General features: G+C 40.0%; 23 protein-coding genes. 6 read left to right on the top strand and 17 right to left on the bottom strand.

Annotated features, from left to right (window positions below):
* Positions 1-122: 122 nt before the first annotated feature.
* The 14 genes from FRX97_RS11010 to FRX97_RS10945 form a co-directional block, all read right to left on the bottom strand.
* Positions 123-1,370, bottom strand: coding sequence for a sodium-dependent transporter (locus FRX97_RS11010; RefSeq protein ID WP_147015270.1), 1,248 nt, complete (start codon positions 1,368-1,370; stop codon positions 123-125).
* A 3-nt stretch (positions 1,371-1,373) separates the two neighbouring features.
* Positions 1,374-2,654: a metal-dependent hydrolase family protein gene (locus FRX97_RS11005; protein ID WP_147015269.1), complete on the bottom strand. Its 1,281-nt coding sequence runs from the start codon at positions 2,652-2,654 to the stop codon at positions 1,374-1,376.
* 3 nt (positions 2,655-2,657) lie between these two features.
* Positions 2,658-3,053 (bottom strand): VOC family protein, encoded by a 396-nt coding sequence (locus FRX97_RS11000; RefSeq protein ID WP_147015268.1) that lies wholly within the window; start codon positions 3,051-3,053, stop codon positions 2,658-2,660.
* A gap of 16 nt (positions 3,054-3,069) precedes the next feature.
* The gene (locus FRX97_RS10995) at positions 3,070-3,957 is read right to left on the bottom strand and encodes a mechanosensitive ion channel domain-containing protein (RefSeq protein WP_147015267.1); all 888 of its coding nucleotides are present in this window, start codon (positions 3,955-3,957) and stop codon (positions 3,070-3,072) included.
* Positions 3,950-5,758 carry a mechanosensitive ion channel family protein gene (locus FRX97_RS10990; protein ID WP_147015266.1) on the bottom strand — a complete coding sequence of 603 codons (1,809 nt, stop codon included), beginning with the start codon at positions 5,756-5,758 and terminating at the stop codon, positions 3,950-3,952. Before FRX97_RS10990 ends, FRX97_RS10995 begins: the two co-directional genes overlap by 8 nt.
* A 4-nt stretch (positions 5,759-5,762) precedes the next feature.
* Entirely contained in the window at positions 5,763-6,524 is a 762-nt protein-coding gene (locus FRX97_RS10985; RefSeq protein ID WP_147015265.1) for a hypothetical protein, read from the bottom strand.
* A 105-nt stretch (positions 6,525-6,629) separates the two neighbouring features.
* A complete protein-coding gene (locus FRX97_RS10980; RefSeq protein WP_147015264.1) occupies positions 6,630-7,856 on the bottom strand; it encodes a glycosyltransferase family 87 protein in 1,227 nt (408 codons plus the stop codon).
* 8 nt (positions 7,857-7,864) lie between these two features.
* A complete protein-coding gene (locus FRX97_RS10975) occupies positions 7,865-8,806 on the bottom strand; it encodes a glycosyl transferase family 90 (RefSeq protein ID WP_147015263.1) in 942 nt (313 codons plus the stop codon).
* A gap of 19 nt (positions 8,807-8,825) precedes the next feature.
* Positions 8,826-9,362, bottom strand: coding sequence for a hypothetical protein (locus FRX97_RS10970; protein ID WP_147015262.1), 537 nt, complete (start codon positions 9,360-9,362; stop codon positions 8,826-8,828).
* Between the two features lie 78 nt (positions 9,363-9,440).
* Positions 9,441-9,854, bottom strand: coding sequence for a DUF1801 domain-containing protein (locus FRX97_RS10965; protein ID WP_147015261.1), 414 nt, complete (start codon positions 9,852-9,854; stop codon positions 9,441-9,443).
* 2 nt (positions 9,855-9,856) lie between these two features.
* Positions 9,857-10,807 carry a hypothetical protein gene (locus FRX97_RS10960; RefSeq protein ID WP_147015260.1) on the bottom strand — a complete coding sequence of 317 codons (951 nt, stop codon included), beginning with the start codon at positions 10,805-10,807 and terminating at the stop codon, positions 9,857-9,859.
* On the bottom strand, positions 10,804-11,217 hold the full coding sequence (locus FRX97_RS10955; protein ID WP_170227116.1) for a hypothetical protein: 414 nt from the start codon (positions 11,215-11,217) through the stop codon (positions 10,804-10,806). Before FRX97_RS10955 ends, FRX97_RS10960 begins: the two co-directional genes overlap by 4 nt.
* 8 nt (positions 11,218-11,225) lie before the next feature.
* Positions 11,226-11,789: a uracil-DNA glycosylase family protein gene (locus FRX97_RS10950; RefSeq protein WP_147015258.1), complete on the bottom strand. Its 564-nt coding sequence runs from the start codon at positions 11,787-11,789 to the stop codon at positions 11,226-11,228.
* Positions 11,786-12,442: an aquaporin gene (locus FRX97_RS10945; protein ID WP_147015257.1), complete on the bottom strand. Its 657-nt coding sequence runs from the start codon at positions 12,440-12,442 to the stop codon at positions 11,786-11,788. The genes FRX97_RS10950 and FRX97_RS10945 overlap by 4 nt, the downstream gene beginning before the upstream one ends.
* An 87-nt stretch (positions 12,443-12,529) precedes the next feature.
* On the opposite strand from FRX97_RS10945, the gene FRX97_RS10940 reads away from it, so the two are divergent.
* The 5 genes from FRX97_RS10940 to FRX97_RS10920 are packed head-to-tail and all read left to right on the top strand — an operon-like array spanning position 12,530 to position 16,008.
* The gene (locus tag FRX97_RS10940) at positions 12,530-12,841 is read left to right on the top strand and encodes an ArsR/SmtB family transcription factor (RefSeq protein WP_147015256.1); all 312 of its coding nucleotides are present in this window, start codon (positions 12,530-12,532) and stop codon (positions 12,839-12,841) included.
* A gap of 1 nt (position 12,842) precedes the next feature.
* The gene (locus tag FRX97_RS10935; protein ID WP_147015255.1) at positions 12,843-13,637 is read left to right on the top strand and encodes a sulfite exporter TauE/SafE family protein; all 795 of its coding nucleotides are present in this window, start codon (positions 12,843-12,845) and stop codon (positions 13,635-13,637) included.
* Positions 13,638-13,639: 2 nt separating this feature from the next.
* On the top strand, positions 13,640-15,028 hold the full coding sequence (locus FRX97_RS10930; RefSeq protein ID WP_147015254.1) for an MBL fold metallo-hydrolase: 1,389 nt from the start codon (positions 13,640-13,642) through the stop codon (positions 15,026-15,028).
* Positions 15,029-15,038: 10 nt separating this feature from the next.
* Positions 15,039-15,593, top strand: coding sequence for a YeeE/YedE family protein (locus tag FRX97_RS10925; RefSeq protein WP_147015253.1), 555 nt, complete (start codon positions 15,039-15,041; stop codon positions 15,591-15,593).
* Position 15,594: 1 nt separating this feature from the next.
* Complete coding sequence (locus FRX97_RS10920) at positions 15,595-16,008, top strand: DUF6691 family protein (protein ID WP_147015252.1); 414 nt, start codon at positions 15,595-15,597, stop codon at positions 16,006-16,008.
* A gap of 2 nt (positions 16,009-16,010) precedes the next feature.
* Here the strand turns inward: FRX97_RS10920 and FRX97_RS10915 are convergent, their stop codons facing one another.
* Positions 16,011-17,921, bottom strand: coding sequence for a PAS domain-containing sensor histidine kinase (locus tag FRX97_RS10915; RefSeq protein ID WP_147015251.1), 1,911 nt, complete (start codon positions 17,919-17,921; stop codon positions 16,011-16,013).
* A gap of 112 nt (positions 17,922-18,033) precedes the next feature.
* On the bottom strand, positions 18,034-19,395 hold the full coding sequence (locus tag FRX97_RS10910) for a methyltransferase RsmF C-terminal domain-like protein (protein ID WP_170227115.1): 1,362 nt from the start codon (positions 19,393-19,395) through the stop codon (positions 18,034-18,036).
* Positions 19,396-19,431: 36 nt separating this feature from the next.
* Between FRX97_RS10910 and FRX97_RS10905 the strand changes: the two genes are divergently transcribed.
* Positions 19,432-19,959, top strand: a complete 528-nt coding sequence (locus FRX97_RS10905; protein WP_147015249.1) for a DinB family protein — start codon at positions 19,432-19,434, stop codon at positions 19,957-19,959.
* A 73-nt stretch (positions 19,960-20,032) separates the two neighbouring features.
* Here the strand turns inward: FRX97_RS10905 and FRX97_RS10900 are convergent, their stop codons facing one another.
* The gene (locus FRX97_RS10900; protein WP_147015248.1) at positions 20,033-26,824 is read right to left on the bottom strand and encodes a T9SS type B sorting domain-containing protein; all 6,792 of its coding nucleotides are present in this window, start codon (positions 26,822-26,824) and stop codon (positions 20,033-20,035) included.
* Positions 26,825-26,949: the final 125 nt, after the last annotated feature.

Below are 26,949 nucleotides of genomic sequence, written 5' to 3'. Positions count from 1 at the left end.
TAGCGCTTCTATTGCTACCATTGCCTTAAATTTAGCTGTGAATTTCCTTTTTGTTCGTGCCATTTCTAACGGTTTTTTTAAATGTAAATAAACTTAACCGCTGGTCCACTTTTTAGGGAGTATTACAATCCACCCAAAAGAATACAGAAGGTTCCAAAAAAGTCAATAACAAAATTGAAAAAGCCCATAGCGCCGCCAGAACCGTAGCCCAGAAAATTTCTGAATAGGGCGGGGGCATTTGGATTGAAACTTAGTATACTGGGTATGGCCACAATAAAGACCACAATTCCAATAACAATAGCATATGGCTGGCGTCCTCTTTCTTGATTTTTTGAGTAGTAATTAACGGTTGGTTCCAAAAGGGATACAGCGGAAGTTAGTATGGCAATATTAAAGAGGAAGAAAAACAGGATACCCACTACTTTCCCCCAAACAAAACCAAAACTAATAAAGGTATCTACTAGGCTTATGAAAACCAATCCAGGGTTGATTCCAATTTGGCTGGTAGGAATAAAGAGGGGAATAATTAAAAGTGCTGCCAATAGGGCTACAAGGGTGTCTGTATGAACAATGTAGTGGGCATTTCTGGTTACGTTAGTTTTCTTTTTTAGGTGATTTCCAAAGGTTATCATGCTACATGCTCCTAGGCTTAAGGAGAAAAATGCCTGTCCAACAGCCTCAATAAACCCAATTCCACCCGTACTGGTCATTGAGAATAACTTGCTAGCGTCGAAATTGAAGTTGGAGAAGTTTAAATCTTTTCCCTCTAATACGTTGATAAAGACAAATAGGATGATTAACAATACAATGAGAAGCGGTACGAAAATCTTGCCTATTTTTTCAATACCTGCGGAAATCTTTTGAGCTACAATAAAAATGGTTAGTGCCATAAAGGCTCCAGAGTAAAGAATCACTTTTGAAGAGTTGGTTGAGAAATCCACAAACATTTTAGCGATAGCCGTCCTAGCAGGTGTTTTAGATTGAAGACTCTCAAAAAGTAAGTTCTCTATGTCACTAAAATTAAAGGCAAATTGGAATAAATAGTATAGCGACCATCCGGCTATGATGATATAGAAACTAAGAATTACAGAGGTGGTTATTAGCCCAAATTTACCTGCCCAACTCCATTTTTTACCACCAATTTTAGTGTAGGAATCTACGGCGTTAGACTGGCCGTGCTTACCTAAAGCAATTTCTCCCACCATTAGGGGGTAGCCCAGTAAAAGCGTGGAAATAATAAAAACTACAATGAACGCAAGCCCCCCGTAACTGAATACCCTTGCAGGGAAAAGCACTAGATTGGCGACCCCAACAGCAGCACCAATAGATGCGTAAATATGACCACTATTTGAAAACTTATTCTCTGCCAAGACTTACTGCTTAATTACCATTCCTTCCTTCATTACAAAATCAACATTCAACAGGGTTTTAATGTCCTCTAGTGGATTGCCTTCAACCGCGATGATGTCGGCGTATTTACCTTTTTCGATTAACCCTATGTTGTCGTTTTTAAGCAGCTTGGCGTTGGTAATGGTAGCCGATTGTATTGCAGCTGCAGGAGGCATTCCAGCCTCAACCATGTATACAAATTCCATGGCGTTATTTCCATGTTTAAAAACACCAGCGTCCGTTCCAAAAGCAATGCCCACACCTTTAGCGTAGGCTCTTCCAAAAGTATTTTGAATTTTGGGTCCTATTTCTTTGGCTTTAGGAACTACAATTTCTGGGTAAAATCCTGGCTCATCGGCCTTTATCGTTACCTCTTTACCTGCGGTAATTGTAGGAACTAGGTAAACATCATGAATTTTCATTAAATCCATTGTTTTATCGGACATCAGTGTACCGTGCTCAATAGTTTTTACTCCCCCGAGAATGGCGCGTTGCATTCCTTCATCGCCATGAGCATGTGCGGCCACTATCATTCCATAATCATTTGCTGTTTCGCAAATAGCCTTTACTTCTTCAATGGTAAATTGTGGGTTGGATGAATTCTTTGCCTCACTTAAAACCCCTCCGGTAGCAGTGATTTTTATAACATGGGCACCATTTTTATAGCGCTGACGAACCGCTTTTCGGCAATCGTCGGGACCATTAACCACGCCTTGCTCTGGTCCTGGATCGCCCATTAAATCTTGTTTCCATCCATTAGTTGGGTCTGCATGTCCACCGGTAGTGGCAATAGCTTTTCCCGCAGAATATATTCTGGGTCCCACTATGGTTCCTTTTTCCACGGCGCGAGCAAGAGCGGTGTTAACACCTGTTCCACCAAGGTCCCGTACTGTTGTAAATCCAGCATCTATGGTTCGTTTTAAAAATAGGGTTGATCTTAAGGCTAAATCCGCTTCATTTAGTCTGAATTGCTCGGAATAGGAAGTCTTACTAAATTCGCCTTCCACATGTACGTGCATATCAATCAATCCAGGTAAAACCGTCTTGGTTTTTAAGTCAATCGTGTTAATGTCATTGCTTGGAGCAACAATGTATCCATTAAGTACTTCGCTAATTTCCTTTCCAGAAATAACGATGGTTTTTTCTTTTTCAAGTTTTCCAGATTGTGCATTGAAAATAGCCCCACAATGGAGGTAAGTTTTGTTTTGCGAAAAGCAAATTGCTGTTATTAGGATAAATAAAAGTGTAAAAGGGGTGTTTTTCATAACCTATTTCATTTGAAGGAGTTGGATAAGATTACCACAGGTGTCGTTAAAAATGGCCATATAAGCAGAACCAATATCGGTGGGCTCCATTTTAAATTCTACCTCCTTACTCGATAGATTTTTAAAACTTTCGTGGATGTTTTCCACCTCAAATTGAAAACAGGGAATTCCTGCTTTAAACAGTTCTTCTTGATATGTAGCACTGGGCTTGAAGTGTTTTGGCGCTGGTTCTAGTAGGACTTCAGGGCCATCTTTATGGTCGGGATGAACAACGGTTAACCACCTATTTCCCTCTCCTAAGGGGATGTTTACCTTGACGGTAAAACCCAGTTTTTCGGTGTAAAATTTTTCGGCGCTGTCCTGGTCGACTACCGGAATGCTTACAACTTGAACTTTCATTTTCTAAATATGCGGATTATTGTTGAATAGGGTAGTGAGAAATTTCTATTGAACTGGTTGCAATTTTTATCTCAGTGGGATGTTTTGCTACCTCTTGCAAAATGCGTGAATACAATTGGTGCTTGGTCGATCTACGTTTTTTGTAATCTACAATGTATCGCAGCGTAAAGCTTATCCAATTCTCATCGAAACGCAGAAAAATACTAGGTTGTACGTTGGCCTCCTCAACTCTAAATTTGTTGGCAAGCAATTTCCATTGCATTTCGCTTGCCTTTGCATAACTACCACAGATTTCTTCTAAAACCTCTTGGAATTTTTCTTGGGCCAACAGATAGTTACATTCTGTTCTAACTGGGATAATAATTTCATCCCATAAAAAGGGGTATTCTCCTGAGTAATTGTGAATGGGTTCCTTAAAAACATAGGAATTTGAGAGGGAAACTATCCTTCCGTTAAAAAGATCACCATCTACCCAGTCGCCCATTTCCATTATTGTGGTACTTAATACACCGATGTCTATGATGTCGCCCTGAACGTCCCCAATTTTTACCCGTTGTCCAACAGAAATGGGGCTATTAATTAGTATGTGCAGCCAACCTGCGACACTCATAATTGGTTCTTGCAGAGCAAAAGTAATTCCTGCACCAGCAACCCCAACAACAATACCGATATTTCCTAATTGCTCATTAAAAATTAGAAGGATGGCCAAAACGATTAGGAGATAGCTAAAAAGATTTAGAGCCTTTCTAGCCTTATACTTATTATCATTGGTTTTAACCGAGCGATTGAGCGCCTTTCTCAGAAGCAGTCTAATCAGAAATATGACAACGATTACCCCTGATGTAATCAAGGCTTTTTGAATTAAAGGGTGCTCTGTCCAATAAGAGAAATCGCTATTAATCATTAGGTTTTTGATTTAGGTTTACATTAAATCTAGGTGCCTGATAACCTTTGGGTAGGTATTCGGGTGGAAGCGTTGCGGTATTTCCGTCTCTAGCTGCTCGATAGTGCGGAGACAAAATTTCAACGCCAGCTTCGTTAAAAGCATCTTGAATATTTGCATGTAGTTGCGAGTAGATCTTGGCAGCCATTCCTGCCTTGTTGGTGTAGGCATTGATTTGATAGCTCACGTAAAAATCATCCAAGCTAGTTTGCAAAACAAAAGGAGCCGGTTCCTTATTAATAAAATCAGCTTTTAATGCGGCTGAAATGAGAAGGTCGTGTACTTTTCTCCAAGGCACATCATAACCAATGGTTACCGTTGAATTTAGAATCAAACCTAGTGACTCTGAACTCGAACTGTAGTTAACCGTACTTCCAACTAAAATAGTAGAATTGGGGATGGAGATATCTTCGTTTTTAATGGTTCTCACTCGAGTCACCAGAAGTGTTTTTTCTACGATATCCCCAGTCGTTTCTCCAATTTTTACGCGATCACCAATTTTAAATGGTCGCATGTAAGTGATTACCAAACCTGCAATTATATTGCTAATTGCAGAGCTAGACCCCAAGGAAATTAAAAGCCCGAAAAACACACTCACTCCTTGAAAAATAGGTGATTTGCTGCCTGGGAGATAGGGGAAGATAATTACAAAAGCAAAGGCATAAACCACAATTTTAAGCAGTTTAAAAGTTGGACCCGCCCAGTCTGCATAAAAACCAGGAATCTGTAGTTTTCCGGATTCAATTTCCGAGGCAAAAAATCGAATGGCCCGAATAAAGTAATTGGTAACCAAAACAACAACAGCAATGGTTATCAGGTTGGGAATGTATCCCACCAAAGCCCAGGTGAATTTTTTTAGAGGATTTAAAATGTAACCTATTAAGGTTGTAGCTATCCCCTTAGTAGTTGGGAAAATGCTGAATATCACGGGGAGGGTAATGTAAAGTAAAAAGAGGATTAATAGCCATTTGGTTACCTTCAAACACCAACGCACCAGCTTGATTTCTGCATCCTCGGAAAGGAATTCATAGTTTTTAAATTTCAACCCGTTTAGGTAGGGTTTAAACTTTTTAATTAGGACGTCATTCAACTTGGTTATTCCTCTGTTTACAAGTCGAATAAGAATCCATAAGATGATTAGAACCAAGATTAAAAGACCAATTCTTTTAACCATTACAAGAATCCCGTGCTTCTCTTGATAGACTTGATTTAAATCTAGTAAAGTGGTTATAAGGTCCTCTGTAGCTTTTATTGGTGTTTTTTCTAACCAGTAAGCATCCTTTTCGGTTATGGTAAATAATATATCACCATTTAGAATTAAATCCACAGCCTCATCATTGGCCGTAGCTTTAAGGCTGTTGCTATTTATTTCTCCGCTCTCGAATTTGACCTCTAAGTTTCTTGAAGCGCGATTTGCTCTTTCCTTTGGGCTAAGAGAGCCAAGCCTTTCAAAAAAATACATGAGGGTGTCATTGAAAACAACAACAGGAACACCCGAAGTGGTACCTCTTAGGGAGTCAATTTTAAGAAGGATGGCCCTTTTTCTATTGGCTTGTATACCTTGAATAGAATCTAAAGCCCTTTGGAGTTGTAAACGCTTTATTTCTTCGGTGTTTTTTAACTCCTCGAGCTCTAAAAGAAGCTTTTTTGAAATAGAATCCACCTGACTCGAATCCACCTTTTGCTTGGCGGAATCTTGACTTTTACCAGGAACAATAACTAGGCAAAAAAGGATCGAAAAGATAAACTTGATGGATTGCATGATTTTAAATTTTAAAGGTGATTCCGGTATCCATAAAAGATTGTGTGTGGGTTTGATTTATCCCAGTAAATCCAAAAGTGAAATCTAACTGAAGTTTTGCATGCGCTAGGTATGAAACACCACAATCAGCATTGGCTTGCCATCCCGTATTATTTAAGCTTCCGAAATGCTCAATAAAAACGGCGAGCTTAGAATTAAAACTCCAGCCTAAATTAGCTACGTAGGGTAGGGTAAGGCTAAAGTTGTTGGTTACATCTACACCCTGTAGGGCGATATTTCCTGTAAATCCAATTTTATCGTTAAATGCTCTACTTCCACTCAGCTTAAGCATGGGGTTGAATGTGTTGTTTACATCCCTGGGATTAATTTGAAGGGGTAGAGCGACTTGAATGGCAAGGGCCTCGAAAGCATCGTTTGCTGCTAAAGACCTTCTAACCTGTCCTACCAAGGTGGTGACGTTAGTTTGATTTGGAATTACACTAGTGTAAATACTGGCACCTGTTTCCCAGTTATCGTTTAAACCGAATCTAAAATCGTGCGTGTGACCCTGGAAACTGGCTGAGGAGCTACTATTAAAAAAACGTTGGTAACCCGATTGAATCTGTATAAAGCCCGTTTCAATTAAGTTAGGATTTAAGGCTTGCCCAGGACGATCTGATTTTACACTTACACTTTGTCCATTTGCAACCATTGCGGGCAGTAGCAAAATGGCTATAATCAAGGGTTTAAACCATTTTTGGTTTTCATTACCTAAGTAGATTTCCATGAGTTAAATATAGAAATCAACTCATCGATACTTACATGAATCTATGAAAGTTGTTGAATGCTGAGAATAATCATAGGAAGGAGGAACTGTCTTAATTATGCGGGGTTATTTATTGTGATATACCAGGTTAATCCTGAATAATAATCCAATTAATAAAATGCTTCCCAGAGTTAAAATACCAATGGTTTCCAAGGCGTCTGAAAACCACTTACCAACAAAAATTTCTGCGCTAAATATTAGATAGCTCATGCCTATCCAAAAAACTATTCTGCCCTTCTTTTTCAACCCAGGATAATCGGTTTTATATAACTCGTGAAATAGATAAGTAATGGGAATCCACAGAAAAATAAAATAGGCTTTCCATGCAACCGGGGTGAGTAGTGGTATGGCCGTGTAAACAATACATAGCTCAATTAAAGACCCTTTACTTTTAAGATTTTTAATGGGTTTGTAAAAAAGGTAAAGGGGAATAATACCAAAAAGGCATATTGTAAGGTAGGTTAATGTTTTTACCTGATCTATTTGTAGTTGCAGAAGGCTAATATCCACCACGTTTTTATGGGGTAAATCTGCAAATAACCTGATAAACAAACCGAAAATCGATTGATTTCTGGAAGTGGGTAAATAAGATTTCGGTGCCACTTCGGTTACCCACGCATGGTAATATTCTATCCCCAATTCCCATCCAAACACTGCCAGCGGGATGCTATTTAAAATTAGAAGGAATAGTAGGGCGTAGGCTCCAAATTTAAAGTGGCGCTTATATAGGAGATAGATTAATAAAAAGATGGTGAAAATCTTAAGAGAAATGCTGATAGCTAATACTAATGCTGCAAGTTTAATTTTGTTTTTATCCAGTAGTACTAGGCATAGCGTTGAAGCCCAAAGCATGTACATGTTTATTTGGACATTGGCTAGGTTGTCTAATACAAATCTAAAGGACAGCAAAAGCGGGACGAATAGGAGAGGGTTTAGGATGCTCAAGTGCTTTTCGCTAGTCTTCCACCCCAACTTTTTATTAAAAAAGAGTTGTGCAGTGTGATTAATAGTGCTGGCAAAGCCAAATAAGCCTCCTAAAAGCCATAAAATTCTTACACCATAAGGACTGATTTTATTCAGGAAATAAAGTGGGACACAGAATATTGAAAAAAGCGGCGGCCAGGTGTTTAAATAGTCTAAGTAAATGTCATTTCCAGAAAGAACCGCATTAGCTGCGCGGATGTAACCTAGAAAGTCGCCATCCCTGTTTCCACTTCTAATCAGTTCAAAAAGAGTTAATGCAATTAACAGAATAAATACAATGAGCCTCCAATTGGCTTTAGTGGTTCTCATGGGATTAACTAAAACTTCAAGAAATTTTTTTGTCCGGTGTAGGTTCCATATCGTTCTAAAACCTTTAAGCAAAGTAGCTCCTCCAAATCCCTGTTTTGAAACCCTTTAACCCATTCGTGCGCATTGGCAATTATTTCCTGGGCACGCGAAGGATTGGAAATGTAAAATTCAATCAATTCTTCTAGGTTGGAGCCGTCATCATTTACCTCGGCATAATGCACTCCGGCCTTTAACTTCCCCTCCATAAACCAGGTTTCGAATCGAGGTTTAGGCATAACAACCAAGGAGTTCGACGACATGGCCCATTTGAGATTTGTAGCGACATCATTGCCTTCGGGACAAAAAATGAATTTGTACTTAAGTTGATCTTGGATGGATAAAAACTCCCTCTGCCACGGTACGTGCTCTACCGGCACATTAGTTTGACCGAAATTGCACATTGGGTGATTGTGGAATTTTTTAACAAACAGTTTTCTAAGGGGTTGGTAGGCGCCACCACGCCATACAATTTGGTCTATTTTGTCTTTAAATTCTCGGGTATCATTAACCCATTTAAAATGCCTGACTTTGTTTAACTTAAAGAGGATGGAATTACTGTTATCTCCATGAATGGGTCTTGCTTTTACTATGGTGGGGTAGGTATTTACGCTAGTGTCATCACCAAACCTAAACGATATTTTAAAGTGTTTATTAAAAAACTGGAGAGACTCCTTAAGGTCTAAATAGTAGTCCGTACCACGCGAATTTTTAATATCACCATTACGTACAGCCTCGGCAGGTAGCTCAATAGGGGGAGGGAGCTTAAAGTAATAATCCAATCGACTTGCTATAAGCTTTGGGTCGATAGCGTTTTCTAATTCCCTAAGGCGACTATATTTTTTTCTGAAATACCCTTTTGGAAGGGCGTTATATCCAAATCGTTTTATGTAGTAGATTACCTTTTGGGGCATATCTCAATTTACAATGAGATTAAAACTTTCTTATCGATTCTAGAATTTTAAACGGTCGGTATTCTCCGATTTTCGGGTCGTAGAACTCTTTTTCAATAAAGCTAACTCGATATTCTTTCCCTATATGGTTTTCCATATCCCCATATAAATTAAGGTCGGTGTTGATGTATGTAAGCCATAGAAACTTATAAAGACGGCCAGCATTGTCGGTGAAATGAAATTCCAAGAAGTCTTTCTTTTTAACATCTTGTAATACACCCACGAAATCCTCAGAACCTGAGTTTTGGTCACCTGCCTCTTCTAGTTCTCCTTCGGCCAGTGACATTAAAAAATCTGGGCAGTGTTTTACCATTTCTATTCCAACTAATCGTCCTAAATCCTCACCTTGAACATGAATTAGGTCCATATCTATATTATAGTCCTTTTTTAATTCTTTGGCATAAGGTTGGGCCGCTTCAATAATGCAAAGTCCAAACTGCATGGTTTTTTTGTCACCGGTAATTTCCTCATCCAAATTTCCCGCACAATCACAGGTTTGGATGGCAATTTTTTCCATGTAGTTTTTTTGAGCGTACCCTAAATTAAGTATGCTTAATGTTAGAACAGTTAGTAGAATGCGCATTTTAAATGATCATTAGTGCCATCGGGCAGTTTTACTTAGAAGTAATAATTCTTTTAATACGGTAATTTCGATATCAGCTAGTTTATTGATGTATAGACAGCCCTTTCCGCACTTATGCTTTCCTAATTTTTCTAGAAGATCTAAACGCGTGGTAATATCGAACCCCAAATAAAGGGTAATTTTATTTGATCGCGGAGCAAAACCCATGTGAAACCACTCCAAATTTTCTTTTTGACCTTTCCTTTGATAGGTATAAGATCCAAATCCAATAATAAAGTAGTTTCCCCATACTAAAGGCTTGCAAGCGCTAACTTCCTGCTTAAGGGTTAATAATGTTTCGCAATCCTCTTTAATTCGTTGGTTACTTATTTTTTTCGCGAAGAAATCTGCAACCGTTAAATCCGTTTTTTGCGTGACAAGGGGCATAATTAGTTGGATTTAAATGGAGATGGGGTAGCAATTTTTCTTCCAATCGTTATTGAAGAGTATGGAAAGTCGTGTAAACCTTGTTGGAATTGAAAAAACACTTTTTTCCAGTTGCCTAATTTTCCTTCCAATTTTATTCTTAACAAAAGCGGTCTATCTCCGTTGTTTATGTATCCAAAATAACCACCAAGTTCAGTCTGTAAATTGAGCGATTTGGTTTGAATTTGGTTTCCCACCCCGTATATCAAAGCGTCGTTTTGGCGGTAATCGGTACGGTAGGTTTGATAAGCCATAAAGCCAACTATGCTATACCATCGGTAAGACTGTAATGATTTTGAAACAGGATTACTTGTTTTTCCTACTGAAAATGCGAAATGGTAACCTGGAGTATCTGTGTATCTCGCCGCTCCTAAGCCGCCCCCCGAAGCTGTTTTTAGGTGGATTAAAAGACTAATATCCGGTCGTCGATCATTGGCGTCTAACAATTTGATTTGAGTTGAAATATGAACATCTCCAGCTGTCCAACCCTTTCCATCTCGATCTCGAACCCGTCTTTCGTCGCGTGTTATGGTATCCATTTTAAAGTATTCTATGGGTACCATAGAAATTTCAAGACCCACTTTTTTAGAGTATAGAGGTGTTTGGAAAGAGAAAAATGGATTTGTTGTTGAATTTCCTCTACCGAAGTGTTGGTTAATTGAGGCGGTAAAGGATGCAGCAGAGGGGAGGGTGCCTTGATGAATTTCAGGAACGGGCAAAGCATTGGGCCCAAAAAAATTTGGTGAAACAATTAAATATCGCTGCCAATGCGTGGTTCCGTCCCAATTATGTTTGTTATTCCACCAGGTATAATCCTCCTGTGCAAAAACACTACCTATCCCCCCTAAATAAAGGGTTAATAAGCCAACTAAGGCGTATATGTTTGGTTTTAAGCCAGAGGCAACAAAATTCATTTTAAGATTTGGATAGTATTGGTTCTGTTATCGGACCCTTCCAATGAAAACAACATTAACGCCTTCTTAAAATCGTCAAAGAGGTCCTCATTATTTCGTTTAAATCCCTCGAAATCAAGGTCTTTATGCATTCTTTTAGAAATGAGTAAAACAGAATTTTGGGTAAGAGCGCGATTAAACTTGGCTGCAGCCCCAAGTTTTTTAACGTAGTTTAAAATGATTTGAGAAACTTTTTCCATTGCATCCTGAACTGGGTTTGCTTGCAGCATAATCCAGGCCAATTCTATATGCGCATGGTGTGTAAATTCTGAAATGGGTAGACTGCCGTTTTGGAGATGCTGTAGAAATTCCATTTGTACTTTGCTAGTATTGCCGCATTGCGTGTATTTCTCCATAATTGGGTTCTCCAAATGAATGATTAAATAAACTCTCTGATTTTTTCTTGCAAGTTCGGGATAACTCGTGTTTTAAACCAAGGATTTTTCTTTTGCCAAATATTATTTCTAGGTGATGGGTGAGGGAGTGGAAAATAAATGGAGTCCTCCTGAGCAAAGTTTTTTACGGTTTCCGTGAGGTTTTCTTTGGTTTTTAGGTAATACTGAATTGCATATTTCCCAACTAATAGCACTAATTCGGGAGATTCTATTTGCTTAAATAACTTTTTGTGCCAAGTTCTCGCGCACTCTTTTCGGGGAGGTAGATCACCAGATTTTCCGGTTCCTGGGTAGCAAAAACCCATAGGGATGATTCCGAAAATATCAGGATTGTAGAATTCTTCACTTGATACATTTAACCAATTTCGAAGGTTGTCTCCACTGGGGTCGTTCCATGGAATTCCACTTTGGTGAACCCTAATTCCCGGGGCTTGGCCTACAATGATAATTTTCGATTTTGGGGATACTTGCAAAACAGGATTTGGCCCCAGGGGAAGACCCTGCCAACAGATGTTACAAGCCTCAATTTCTCGCATAAGTTCTTTCATCGGGATGCGCTTTTGGGCTGAAGCCATTTAAAGGCAACGGTTGCGGTCATCATGCCAGCCAAGGGCCCCAAAATGTAAAGCCATTGGTGCTGCAAATTCATGGATACCATTGCGGGGGCTAAAGATCTAAACGGATTCATGGATGCACCACAAACGGGCCCCGCAAAAAGAGCCTCTAGACCGACTGTAAAGCCAATTGCAATACCAGCCATAATACCCGTTTCTTTAGAGCCGGTAGAAACTCGTAGGATAACCAACATTAAAAAGAAACTCAATATAAACTCGAGAATAAGGGATTGCACAGCTGAACCAGAAGGCATAGTCGCTCCTAGTGAATTAGGCTCATCAAATAGTAGGTAAAGGGTTAAGGAAGCTCCCATGGCACCTGTAAACTGCGCAAAAAGATAGGGGAGGAGGTTTTTACTAGGAAACTTTTTACCCATCCAAAACGCAAGGGTAACCGCTGGATTTATATGTGCTCCAGAAATTTCCCCAAAGGCATAAATCATGGCGGTAACAATCAACCCAAAGGAAGCAGCAATTCCAAGGTGACCAATTACTCCGCCGTATAATTCATTTATTACGATTGCTCCAGTACCGGCAAAAACCAATCCATAGGTACCTATAAGTTCCGCTAACAATTTAGATCTCAATTCCACGGGGCTAAAATCTCCCAAATTTATTCGGATACAAAATAATGTATTTACATATTATAAAATATTCATATATTTGCCGCCGAAATGAAAACTACAAAGCGAAATATCAGTCTTGATAAGCTAGAGAAGGTGGCCAGATTGCTTAAAACCATATCACATCCTGTTAGGTTGGAAATTTTAGAAGCCTTGGAGGAGTATAAAACCCTTGATGTTTCTACAATTGGGGAGAATATCGAAACGGTTGTTGAGCAATCCATGCTGTCGCATCATCTGATAAAAATGAGAGACAACGGTGTACTAAAATCGAAAAAGGAGGGCAAGCATATTTTCTATTCCATTGCCGAGCCAGAGATTTTGAAAATATTCGATTGCATGCAAAACTGTAACCTAGGTTAGCATGGAGATTTTAGGATATTTTTCTGCCATAATTATTGGTGTTTCATTGGGTTTAATAGGAGGTGGAGGTTCTATTTTAACTGTGCCAGTTTTGGTTTACTTTATGGGTGAGGATCCTGTTTTAGCCACTGCCTACTCTTTGTTTATTGTGGGGTTATCAGCCTTGGTTGGTGCGGTAAAAAATTATCGGTTGGGTAACGTGGATGTTAAGACCGCCTTAATTTTTGCACCTCCAAGTTTCATTGCCGTGTATCTAACTCGACTTTGGATTATTCCAGCCATACCAGCCACTATGGATTGGGGCTTTGGTTCGTTTACCAAGTCTACTTTACTAATGGTATTTTTTGCTTTAGTAATGCTAATTGCTGCAGTGGCGATGCTTAAGCCAAAGAAAGAAAGTCAGTTGGATCTCAATCAGTCAAAGAAAATGTTACCATACCATCTTATTGTTCTCGAAGGAATTTTGGTAGGGGTAGTTACTGGATTGGTAGGAGCAGGTGGTGGATTTTTAATTATTCCTGCACTAGTGTTACTTGCAAAAATACCCATGAAAAAAGCTGTAGGAACCTCTTTGCTAATTATAGCCGCGAAATCTTTAATTGGGTTTATTGGTGATGTACAATCTGGAGCCAACATTAACTGGATGTTGTTAGCATCTTTTACATTATTAGCAATAATTGGAATTTTTCTGGGCACATATATTTCCAAATTTGTAAGCGGTAAAAAATTGAAACACGGTTTTGCTTATTTCGTATTAGCAATGGCTGTTGTAATTGTAAGTGTAGAATTATTTTAGATATGAAGATAGAACAGATATATACAGGATGTTTAGCACAGGGTGCTTACTACATTGAAAGTGAAGGTGAGGCAATAATCATAGATCCCTTACGCGAGGTAAAACCTTATATTGAAAGGGCCGAGAAGGATAATGCCAAGATCAAGTATATTCTGGAAACGCATTTCCACGCAGACTTTGTGAGTGGTCATATTTCCCTTGCCGAAAAAACTGGAGCAACCATAGTTTATGGTCCCAATGCAAATCCATCATTTAAAGCACACATTGCCAAGGATGGAGAAATCTTGAACTTAGGTAAACTCAAAATTAAGGTACTACATACTCCTGGGCATACCATGGAAAGTACTTGCTACTTACTTTGTGATGAAAACGGAAAGGAAGAAGCCATTTTTACCGGTGATACGCTGTTTTTGGGAGATGTGGGGAGACCAGATTTAGCCCAAAAGGGTGCGGATTTAACTCAAGAAGATCTTGCTGGATTTTTGTTTGAGTCACTCAGAGGTAAAATCATGCCACTTCCAGACGAATTAACCGTATACCCAGCGCATGGAGCAGGTTCTGCTTGTGGAAAAAACATGATGAAGGAAACTGTGGATACTCTAGGCAATCAGAAGAAAATGAATTATGCCTTAAACCCAGAGTTGTCTAAGGAGGATTTTATAAAAGAGGTAACAGACGGATTAATGCCTCCACCCAAATATTTCCCTCTTAACGTAAAACTGAATAAGGAAGGTTATACCGACATCGACCAAATTTTATCTCAAGGAACCAAAGCATTAGAGCCAGAGGATTTTGAGGCCGTAGTGAATCAAAAGGGAGCTTTGATGTTGGACGTACGCGCAGCAGCTGATTTCGTAAAAGGACATGTCCCCAACTCTATTTTTATTGGATTAGATGGAGGTTTTGCACCATGGGTTGGAGAACTGATTGTAGATATAGCGCAACCTATCCTATTAATAGTTGATGAAAATAGAGTGGAAGAGGCGGTTACCAGACTTGCACGTGTTGGATTTGATAACACTTTGGGTTATTTAAAGGGTGGAATTGAAGCATGGCAGTCGGCTGGTAAGGCGGTGGAAACGGTTGAGTCTGTTCCTGCGAAAACACTTGAAGAAAAGTTTGCTGAGGTAAAAGAAAATGTGTTCGACGTTAGAAAATGTTCGGAATACGGAGCAAGCCATATCGAAGGAGCTATACATACCTCCTTGGCTGAAATTAATAATCATCTTGATAAGTATCCCAAAAATGCCAAGGCTTACATCCATTGTGCCGGGGGATACCGTTCTGTGATTGCAGCGAGTATTTTAAAGTCAAGAGGAATTCACAATATAGTTAATGTAGAAGGTGGATTTAAGGATATTAAAGAAACCTCTTTGCCCTTAACTAATTAAGCTAAAATTTATGGAGACTATAATGGAGTTTTGGCCCTGGTATATAGCAGGGCCCTTAATCGCTATTGTCATGTTTTTACTAACCTGGTTCGAAAAAACCTTTGGAGTTTCTTCAACTATGCGGGTAGTTTGTTCGGCGCTAGGAGCTGGTAAGAGGTATGAATTTTTTGCCTTCGACTGGAAAAGTCAGATTTGGAATTTAGTCTTTGTGGTGGGAGCTATGCTAGGAGGCTGGATAGCGGTGACCTTTTTAAATGGAGATGCTGCGGTTGAAATAGCTGCAGCTACACAAAAGGACCTGGAGCATCTGGGATTTGACACAAGCTCATCTTTACTGCCTCAAGAACTGTTCAGTTGGAATAGCTTGAAGGACGCTGGAACGCTACTTATTTTAATTGCTGGAGGCTTGTTAATTGGATTTGGGACCCGATGGGCTGGAGGTTGTACTTCTGGACATGCCATCACGGGATTATCCAATCTACAGTTACCTTCTTTAATTGCAGTAATCGGCTTCTTTATCGGAGGACTTTTAGTAACACATTTATTATTTCCCATACTCTTTTAAGATGAAATATTTTAAGTTTTTACTCATTGGTATACTTTTCGGAATCATTATGGTGAAGTCTCAGGCAGTTTCTTGGTACAGGATACAGGAAATGTTTAGATTTCAGAGCTTCCACATGTATGGAATCATTGGTTCTGCTTTAGCCGCTGGACTTGTTTTTAACCAGCTATTTAGAAGAAATATCATCCGGAGTTTTAGGGGGAATCCTATTCAACTTAAGGATAAGGCCCCATTGTACAAGGCAAACATTTTGGGAGGAATCTTATTTGGAATGGGATGGGGAATAACAGGAGCTTGTCCAGGACCACTGTATACACTTTTTGGTGCAGGGTATACCTCAATTATATTAGTGATTATCTCCGCAATAAGTGGAACCTTTTTATACGGGGTATTAAAAAAACATCTCCCTCATTAGAATTAAGAGGCTATGCTAAGGTGGCCTCCGCTTTTATTCCTTTTACTCTGGTTTTCAGTCGATGCCGAATGCTGGATTTCTTGTTCTCCGAAGGAGAAGTAAAAGGAACTGCCTTGGCCCACTGTAGATTCAACCCATATTCTTCCCCCGTGAACTTCTGTAATTTTCTGGCAGTGAGCCAAGCCAATTCCACTTCCTTCGTATTCCGATCTATTATGTAATCGCTGAAAGATTTTAAAGATTTTTTCCTTGTCTTCGGTACTTATACCTATGCCATTATCCTGAATGCAAAAGATATATTCTTTACCTCTAGCATTGCACGAAATATTGATTTTGGGTTTTTCCCCGTTTTTCTTGGTGTATTTAAGAGCATTTCCAACCAAGTTTTGGAATACCTGTCTAACTCCTGTTTTGTATCCTCTAATTTCTGGAAGTTGTTCGATAGTTATAGTTGCCTGCTTTTCTTCAACAAGCAAACTCAAATCTTCAAGAACCGAGGTAACAATGGCTTTAGTGTTAAGCAGCTCTATGTTTTCATTGCTGCCAATCATGCTGTAATCCAGCAATCCACTAATCAGGCTATCCATTCTCTTAGTGGCCTTTTTAACAAAATCGAAAACAGTTCTACCGTTTTCATCTAATAAGTGTTCGTTGTCCTTAATCCATAAATCCGTTAAGCTGGTTATGGTTCTTAGAGGTTCCTTTAAATCATGAGATGCGATGTAGGCAAACTGCTCCAGAGCTTTGTTTTTGGCTTCTAATTCTAAGGCAGAATTTTTCAGTTTTTCTTCAGACTCTACCATATAGGTGATGTCTCTTCCCGATGCATATACCTCTTTGGAGTCCATGTTTGAAGAGCATAACCAGGAAACCCAAATGTGATTATTGTTTTTTGTTTTAACCCTACAGGTAAATTCGGAATTTGTTGGGGTTTGAATTAATAGACAAATTTTACGGAAAATCATTTGCCTGTCATTAGGGTGAAGAATTTCTTCGAAACTAAGGGTTTTGGACTCTGATATAGAATACCCTAGTAATCTAGACCATTTGGGGTTTATGCTTTTTATGTTTCCTTTTAAGTCAAAAATACAAAGTAGATCTTGTGAGTTTTTCCAATAGGCTTTAAGCTGATTTTTTAATACAACTTCGGAAGAAATATCTTGAATTGTACCAAACATTTTAATCATCTCCCCATCTCTTATAACTGCCTCGCCGCTACCCCTAACATGTTTAATTGTACCATTGGGAGTTATAACTCGGTATTCTACAGGAATTGCTCTTTTTTCGAATAAAGCTTTGTTAGTGATATCCCTAACATGTTGAATGTCATCGGGATGAATGAATTTGAATACGGTGTCTATGGTAATTTCGTCCTTAGACGGCTCTAACCCTAAAATCCTAAACATTTCCTCAGACCATTTTACCCTATTCTCTTGAGGATACCAGGTCCAACTACCTATTTTCGACAGGTGCTGGGCGTCCTTAAGTGAAATTTCACTTTCCTTAAGGGTTCGTTCTTTTTCAAATTCATAAGTCAGATCTTGGATATTACCGAAGGATCGTACTACTTTCTTTTCACTGTTTGATTCACATTCCCCGTTAATGCGTATAAACTTTGTGTGTTCTCCAAAATTGAGTTCTATGAACTGCGTAAAAGTTGCTCCACTAGAAGTTCCAGAAATTATAATATCACTAATTGACTTTTTGGAATGGCTACATTTTAAATTCTGCAGAATTAAACCACTGTCTTTAGGGGATGATATATTTAATATTTCTCGAGCAATGCCACTAACATGTATTTTAGAAGGGGCCACAATGAACTCCCACGATCCTACTTGACCTACTTTTTCAGAAAGATTTAAAAGAGAATAAATCTTTTCGGGGTTGGAATTGTTTAGGTGGGAGTCTGGCATGTACGGTTAATTTTCTAGCAATATACCTGAGGAATATCACCATTCGATGAACTATCAGCCTTTGAGTATAATTCTTCGATTAAGGGATGTGTCAAGCCGATTAACCGATTTGTTAGCTGGGTGGAAATCTAATGTCAGCCAGAGTTTTAGATGGTGCAGAGTTGATTAGTCTCAGTCCTTTTTCCTTTAAATTGTTAATGCGTGTACCTACTGATTTTCCAAACCCTAAGGGTATGGATTCGTGTTGGAGTAGAACAATCCCCTTTTCACAGAAAACTCTTATTGTTTCACCTTCAAGGTATTTCTGGGCTTGTTCCCAATCTAATTCTACGGAGGGGTAATTATGCAGTAAAAAGGGTGAGTAACCAAGGTTACTGTGGGGGATGAATTTTTCTTTTTTCTCTTCACCAATCGCAATAATTGGGAGGCCAAGATTAGCTTCTTTGTATACCTCGTATCCACGATTAGAAACTGCATAGTACGTACCTTTTTCCTCAATAAGGCAGCCATTTTTTACGGTTACATGGTCAAGTTTGGCAGTTTTAATTCTCCGTGGTTTGTTTTTACTTTCGGATTGCTCTGATTGTTTTTTAATAACATAGGCACTCACGTAAAATCCTTCACTTTTTGTTACTCCAGGAATAAATCTAAATGCATTTTCTTTCCCAGTTAATTGAGCGTTTTCGAAATTGTTAAGGTCGGAGATTTTGAAGGGGTCTGCTCCATGTCGGGTAATGTACTCCAGTTGACTTTCGTTTTCGTCTTTATTAAAGGTACAGGTGCTATATACGATCAAACCTCCAGGCTTTAGGGAGGGCAGGATATGATCTAAAATATTTTGTTGTCTGGAGGCACAGGTTTTTACATTTTCCTCGCTCCATTCCTCCACAGCCCTGTTATCACGCCTAAACATTCCCTCACCACTGCAGGGGGCGTCAATTACGGCGAAATCTAAACTGTTTTTGGGTAGTCCGTATTTACAGAAATCAAGATTATTTCCTAAAACATTGATGTAGCCCCATTTTCCTAAATTATCCTTTAATACCTGTGCTCTTTTAGGAATGGGTTCATTGCATATTAATACATCCAGATCTGGGTCGAGCAAAGACAAGATATGAGTGGCTTTACCTCCAGGAGCGGAGCAAGCATCGAGACCAATTAGTTCTTTTTCTTGGTACTGTTTTCTCCATTTCTGGAAAATAAACTCAATACTCATAGATCCCGCTTCCTGGGCGTAGTAATATCCTGCTTGAAAAGCTGGGTCCCATGTGTAATGAGGTCTTCGGGATAGATAATAACCTTGAGAAGCCCATGGAATTTTGTTGTACTCTTTAAAGGAATCTAGCTCAAGATTTTTGAGTGGATTTAATCGGATAGAATGGTAAATTTCCTGAAAAGAATCACGATACTTTGATATTGTTTCGGAGTTCCATTCCTTGGTAATCCTATCTAAAAATGCCTGAGGTAAATCCATAGAGGCCAATATTAAATATTTATACTCTTTATATCCATGGAAAAACTGCCCTTTGAAAGAATAGATCATTATCCAAGCTCCATTTCCACCTCAAACGTTTTATGCCGAATGATAGCTGGACTGGGTTTTCGATATTATTGGGCAACTCATAATCTGAGAAAAGAAGACTTGAATTTTAGACCATCCGAAAGTGGGAAATCCTGCTTTGAAACCCTAACACATATTAACTATCTGGGGTTAATGATGCACAGTTGTGCTTTCGGAAACGCAATTGAAAGGGGAAAGGGGCCTGTTTTAGAGGATTTAGATGAAATTAGGTTTTGGTTTTTAACGCATTTAAAGGAAACGCACGATAAAATATCGGCTTTATCAGATCCGGAAATAGAACACCTAAAGATCAGGTATCAATCTAGTTCCTCCACTATGGAATATCCATTTTGGCATTTTATCAATGGCCCGCTTTCCGATGCTTTGTATCATGTGGGCCAAATTGTTGTGTTCCGAAGGGCAAATGGAAACTCTATTGCAAGTGGTGTTAATGTTTTTTTAGGAGAAAAAATTTAGTTGAATTGAATTAAAAAAAGGGGCTCTCAAAATATTGAGAACCCCTTTTCGGTTATGTGTAGGGAAGTATTGCCTATTTGTAAACCGTAATGCTACCCGCTTTGGTATGTGGCATGTCGTATTGGTCTAAGTAATTAAACTTATAACCGTATACGCCACTCATTACTTCTTTTCCTTGGTATTTACCATCCCATTCTTTGTATTCACCTTCGCAGCTGTAGATTAATTCACCCCAACGGTTGAATACTTGGAAGCTTTGGAAAATGATTTTCTCAGACATAGAGATTTTTAGGGTCTCATTAACATTGTCGTCGTTTGGTGTAAATACGTTTGGAATAAACAGTTCATCGTCACATTCTGGATCCTCAAACACCATAACGGTTTGTTCAGATCTACAACCGTGTTCGTTATAGATTTCAAGGATAAACTTGTCTTTAGGATACACGGTAATCGGGTTGGTTTCTACACCATTCCAGATTGCTCTAGCATTTTCTGTAGTTACCATAAGTTGTGCACTGTCTTTAGGACAAACGTAGATATCTGGGATTTCCTCATCGGGGATGTTGTTTATGGTTACCCAAACGGTGTCTTTAATTACACAAGGTCCGTCTGTTATGGTTGCCACATAAATTCCAGATTCTCTCGGTACAATAGAATGTCCTGCACCTGCTCCCATGTTCCAAGTAGTGGTGAGTCCAGGAAGTCCTGTTGAGATAGGTACTAACTCGTTAGCACAAGTTACCACCGGAGGCGTCATGTTGGTAATTGGCATATCTACCACTTTAAGATCGAAGTAGTCGGTATTGAAACAGTGTTCGATTTTAGCAGTTTCCACGTATTGACCAGCAAGTCTCACGGTAATGATTGCAGTATCTTGTCCTGTATTCCAGTTGTACTGGGTTTTGTTAGTATCGAGTTGGTCTTTTTCGAAGAAGTCTCCGATAGTAACCGAATCGATTTCACAGATGGTAGCACCAGGTTGTAGATCGATGTAGGGGTGTGGAACAAAAATTACATCTGCACTTTCTGTAACGGCACACACGCCATCGATAACGGTAACCGAGTATACGCCCGTACCACTCACCTGAATTTGGTCGGAGGTTTCTCCGGTGTTCCACAGGTATTGCGGGTTTTGCGCATTGGTACTGGTGCTAAGCAGGTATTCTTCACCTTGACAAAGCAAGCTGTCTTGCGATAAAGTCAGGGTGTGCGGTGTTTGTATGCTCACTTGGATTTCATCGGTATCCGAACAAGTACCTTGTATCGCTTTTACGGAGTATAACCCTGGAGCGGTAATGTTAATGCTACGGTTGTTTTCACCGGAGATTAAGTTTCCGTTTCGGTACCACTCGTAAGTCTGCGCTACGGTATTTGCGTCAAGTACTGCATCGATTCCGTTACACTGAACGATGTCTTCGCCTAGGTTAGGCTTTTTAAGCTCATCGAACTGCACGTTGATTTCATCCGACTCCACACAAAGTTGTTGTGTAACGGTAAGGATATAGGTATCGGTAGAGGTTACCATGATAGAATCGGTGGTTTCACCTGTATTCCAGCTATAGGTAGCGTTAGGAGCAGTAAATCCAATGGTAAGTGCATCGCCAAGGCAAAGTACTTTGTCTTGTCCTAGATCTACCCCAGGAAGCGGTTGTACACCAAGGTTAAGGTCATCGGTATAAGAACACAGACCGTTGGTAGCGGTAACCGAGTAATTACCAGCATTTTTAATGGTAATAGCTGGTCCAGTATCTCCAGTACTCCAAAGGTGGGTAATGGCTGGATTGTTAATACCCGTAGTAATTACACTATCGTCGGTTTCACAGATACTAAAGTCAGGTCCTAGATCAAAAGTAGGGATGGTGTCTAGGAACAGGGTCATGGTATCAGCGAAAGAACACAGTCCGTTGGTTGCTACTAAGATGTGTTCACCTGCGGTGTTCACCGTGTTAGTAGGTCCAGAAGTTCCATCTTCCCATTGGTAGCTAGGCCAAGAGGTGTTGTCAGCTACAAGGGTAGTTTGACTGTCCTCACAAATGGTTTGATCGGCACCAATAGAGAAAGTAGGTACAACATCGTGGGTAAGCTGTAGGGTATCGTTAATGATACAAGGACCCGCTACAATTTCAATGGTGTATTCTCTGGCATTGGCGATCCAACGGGTAGCGCCGTTATATCCATCACCCCAGGTGTAGGAAGCACCTTGGTAGGGGATAGAGGCATCTACGAAGAAGGAATCGGTTTCACAGATGTGTGCATCTGGGAAGTTCAATGCATCGGGAGAAAGTACACTCACGAGCATGGTATCGCTATCGCGACATACGTTGGTGTACGACTCAAGAATGATGTTGTGGTTTCCAGCTTCGGTTACAATAATGTTTGGAGTAGTGTTGATAAGCGTTCCGTTATCGAACCAGTTGTAGTTCTGTCCAGAAGGACTTGCAGTAAGCGCAACCGACTCACCCAAACAAATAGAAGTATCATTAGGCAGCTGTGTTGGAATCAACTGCTCGAAGTTCACGTTGATTTCATCCTCCAGCTGACAAGCACCAGAGATGATGGTTACTGAGTAAGTACCAGAAGGATAATAAACAGTTCTTACCCAATCATCGCTTCCGTCATTCCAGAAGATTTCTTCACCCATATCGGTAAAGTCGAAGGTAAGGCTGTCTCCCTGACAAAGTAGGGTATCGTTGCCCATGGTAAATGCTGCAGGGTCTTGGAAGGTTACAAATACCGTATCGCTAGATACACACCCGTATTGTTCTACATAAAGGATGTATTCTCCAGTTTGGGTAACGGTAATGCGTTCTATTTCTTCACCGGTATTCCAGTAATATCTGTAGTCGTCTAGCAGTTTGTTTCTGTTTTTGATAGGAATTTTATAGCTATCTCCCAGACAAAGCGTTCTGTCTTTTCCAATATCGGGTTTTACCATGGTGTACTCATCGGCGAATACAGAATCTCTATTGTAACAACCCGTTTCATTATGGTACGTAACATAGTAGTACTCATCGTTCACCAATACTTTAGCGGAAGGACCGTAAGCTACGGTATCTCCATCGGCATTGGTCCACACCATGTTTAGCATAGGGTTTTGTGCGGTAAACTCAACCGAGTCACCCACACAGTTTCTAGCACTTTCAGGAGTGATTTGTGCATCTGGTGCAGGGATTACATTCACTTTCACCGAATCGTAAGCGTACTGACAGTACATAGGGCCATCGTCTAGGTATGCGGTTACGTAATAGTATCCGCCTAAGGAATCGGAAGCTTTAGGATGAATGATTTCTTCACCATCGTAGGTGTATCCATCGGGAGTTTCCCAAACAAGATATTCGATTGGTTTACCAGCATCAGGAATAATGATGATGCTATCGCCTTCACACACGGTAATTTCATCTACCAGCTCTAGCATTTCTTCGTAGTAATCGATGGTTAATATCATCGACATGGTAGAGTCTGGACAGTAGGTGTGCGTGGTGTGTACAAATATCTCAGTGGTAGAATCGGGTTCAGCCCAAGGGAATTGTACTGAAGGATCATCGAAGATGTTCGCTGGTGTCCAAGAGTAAGAGAACTCATCTTCACCACCTGAGGCGAATAACTTAAGTCTACGATCTAGGAAACACTTATTGGTATCGTCTTTGATTTCGTAGGTAGGAAGCGGCACCACATCAATGTAAGTAGTATCGTAACCTTTAACACAGGTATCGGCTTTAAGAATGGCCTCGATAATGTATTCACCTTCGTTTTGTAATCCAACGATATTTACAAGAGGCGTTCTGTCGCTAGAACCGAAACCAGGTCCTGTCCAGCTGTAGGTAACGTCTCCAACATCTTCGGCAAATAAACGAGTGGTATCTCCTTGACAGATTACAATGGTATCTAGAGCGTTAAGGGCATCAAGAGAAGGGAATTCTGGAATTACCACTTCTTTGATAACAGTATCCACACAACCACCGGTGTTTTTAACGGCCAATCTAACGTTGTAGGTGCCAGGACCAGGGAAGGCGTGATATCTATTGGTATCGGGGTAATCACCGGTTCCATCACCGAAGTTCCAGCTCCACGATTCAATGGGGAAGGCTGGGGATCCGAGCGACTGATCGGCGAAATCGATAAACTGATCTATACAACCTTCTTCGAAGACAAAGTCTGCAGTGGGTTGATCAGACATGGTTACCTCTTGTTCCAGAGTTACCTGGCAGTTTAATAAAGCATTTTCAGCAAACGGGGTAAGGATAACAGAGTAGGTACCTGCAACGCTTACTTCAATTGATTTTTCGGTAGAACCGGTAGACCATTGGTAGGATGCAAATCCATCTGGAGCAGTTAGCGTTAAGGATTCCCCTGGACATATGGCGTATTTACCAGTATTGGTTTCCATTGCAATATCTCCACAGAAGGCATCGATATAGGCATATCCGTAGTGTCCACCTAAATCACAATCCTTGGTGGTAAATTCAATACGAACATCCTGACCCATAAAGTCATCTAAAGGTACTGTAACTAGAGTCCAGTCTTTCCATCTGATAATTGTGGAGGTAGAATTTCGTACGTGATCATAGGTTTCTTTAAATGTAGGGTCATTAGGGTCGGCTCTTACTTCGTAGGCCGCACATTGAATTTCTGTTTCAAGGCCATTATCATCAATAGCAACCATTTCTACTCCAAAAAATGGTTGGTCATCTACATTGTGACTAGGGTCGTTAAATACTACCGCGTAATAGTAGAAGAAGTTTTTAGTTTCTGGGGTTACGGTAAATTCATAAACTAAAACATCAGCTTGTGCACCGGAACTTCTATTACCAATTCTTGCAGCATAACGCTCTCCTATGGGACCGGTTGTTCTTAATTTATTCTCACCAACTACCGGGTCAAATCCACCTGCATTCATTAAAGTATGTCGAGAGAGCGGGTCGTTGGTATAGGTGGTATCCAGCTCTTGAACTTGTTTTGGAGTAGCGTATCTACCCGTCCAACCTTTCCAGTTTTGAAAGTTCCCCGTTTCAAAATCGGCATTTAAACAATCGTCGCAGTCGTTCGGATCTGGACAGTTTGGATCGGCAGCTTTACACCCGTCGGGAGTATTGTAGCGCTTTCTAATTTCAATGTCAAAGCTAAAGAAGCTTCCAGTGGTGGCAGCACCAACAATGTAATAGGTTTGCCCACCCTTAAAGGTAACATCCATATAGATGGAGTCGCATTTTACCTCACAAGCAACCGCACCTTTACAGCTTTTATCATCGGTAATCTGATCTGGACATTTGTCAAAAAGCATCAATCCACCAGTTCCTTTTACATTTTTACCAACTATGGTTCCACAAAAATCTTGGGGTGGGGTGTATTCAAAAACATAATCAGATCCACCTATCAATGGAATGTCACATGCGTCAGAAGGGTCGTAATCATCTCCTTTACATTGAACGGAGATACCTTGGGCGGATACATTAGTTTTAGAAGGAAATTTGTCGGCATTGGCACAATCGGTACCCTTGATGTCCATTTTCGCCGTGGCAAATAAGAAGTCGAAATCACGATCGTAGTAATTTAATCCAGACCATGAACTGTTGTAGGTATATCCAGACACTATGAAATAGTAAGTTCCAGGATCATTAAGAGTGTATTCTATGGTTGCTTGTCTTTTAGACCATGAGGTACAATCATAAGCCCAAATGGAGTCATTGGTAGGCGAAGGACAATCTTTAAACATACTAATGGAAAGGTAAGAACCACTAACATTGGTAGCAGCAGCTGAAATACATTCGTTACCATCCGACTCATATTTAAATACTACATCGTTACCATCATCATATCGGCTGCTCCAGCTTATACAGTGCCATTCTTGTTTGTAGTCGTCCCCTTTACATCTAGTTGTTAAGTCGGTTTCCATCCAGGTTCCACCTGCATCGGGTTTTATTTCGTGGGCAAGGGCACAAGTGTTTCCTTTATTTCCGATTTCAGACATTTTAAAGCTGTATTCAGAACAAGTAGATCCAGTTGAGAAAGCGAAATAATAGGTCCTTCCAGAGTCCAAGGTTTCAAAATAAGTTCTGTCTCCCCAGGTATAGAAGTACATAGTTCTTTTACAAGTTGTATCTGTGTACGTAGGGCACTGATCCGGGTGTAGGGTAAATCGCACCGTTCTATTTACCGCTCTTCCTTCGAATTTAATACACTTGTCTTCATTTGGAGTGTACTTATAAATGTATGTCGGTCCATCATTATAGGTGGTAGAATAACAGTAATTCCCCTCCTTAACCATGGAGTTTCGGTTACAATTAGTTGCAGCTGCAGTATCGTATGGAAGTGAAGTGATTTCTTCAGCATTGTCACAGTCATAGCCTGTAGCAGGAGGTTGACAATTTGCCCCTTGAGACAGGTTAAAAGTAAAGTCGAAACACTCACTCCTTGCAGTTACTTGGAAATAATATGTTTTTCCAGCTTTGAGTTGAACGTTTTCGATAGTTGCAGGTTTGGGAGTTCCAACTCTGTTATCTGGGTTTGTAAACTGTGCAACACATTTTCCATTTAGGTCGTCTGGACATCCCTCGGTAATAAACATTGCAATAGGAGCATCCGAGCCAGTTCCTGTTAATACAGGACTTGCCGTTGCAGTTACACAAATGTCGTTGTTGGGAGTAAATTCATACATGAACTCCTCATCCCCCATGTAAAGATTACCACAGCGATCATTTCGTTCGTAGTTGTCTCCTTTACCGCAGGTAGTTTCATTGGTAAGAACTGGTGTAGAATAGGGTATGCCGTTAATTTTAACGGCTGTAGCACAAGTTTCACCTTGTGCAAACACCAAATTTGCCAGCCCTAGGAGGGTGGCCGACAATAATAATTTTAATCTAGACATACTGGTAAACAATATAGTTCTGCTTTACTTTTCGTTAAACTGACGTTTTTGGTTGTCTTGAGTATGCCTTTACTCGATAAAGGAATTAGTAAAACTTGGAGGTCTGATAGAATTTCTTTCCTTTT

Source organism: Luteibaculum oceani (assembly GCF_007995015.1).
In the GTDB taxonomy this organism is placed as follows: domain Bacteria; phylum Bacteroidota; class Bacteroidia; order Flavobacteriales_D; family Luteibaculaceae; genus Luteibaculum; species Luteibaculum oceani.
The sequence above is the reverse complement of the archived record's forward strand: the minus strand, read 5'-3'. Positions and strand labels throughout refer to the sequence as shown.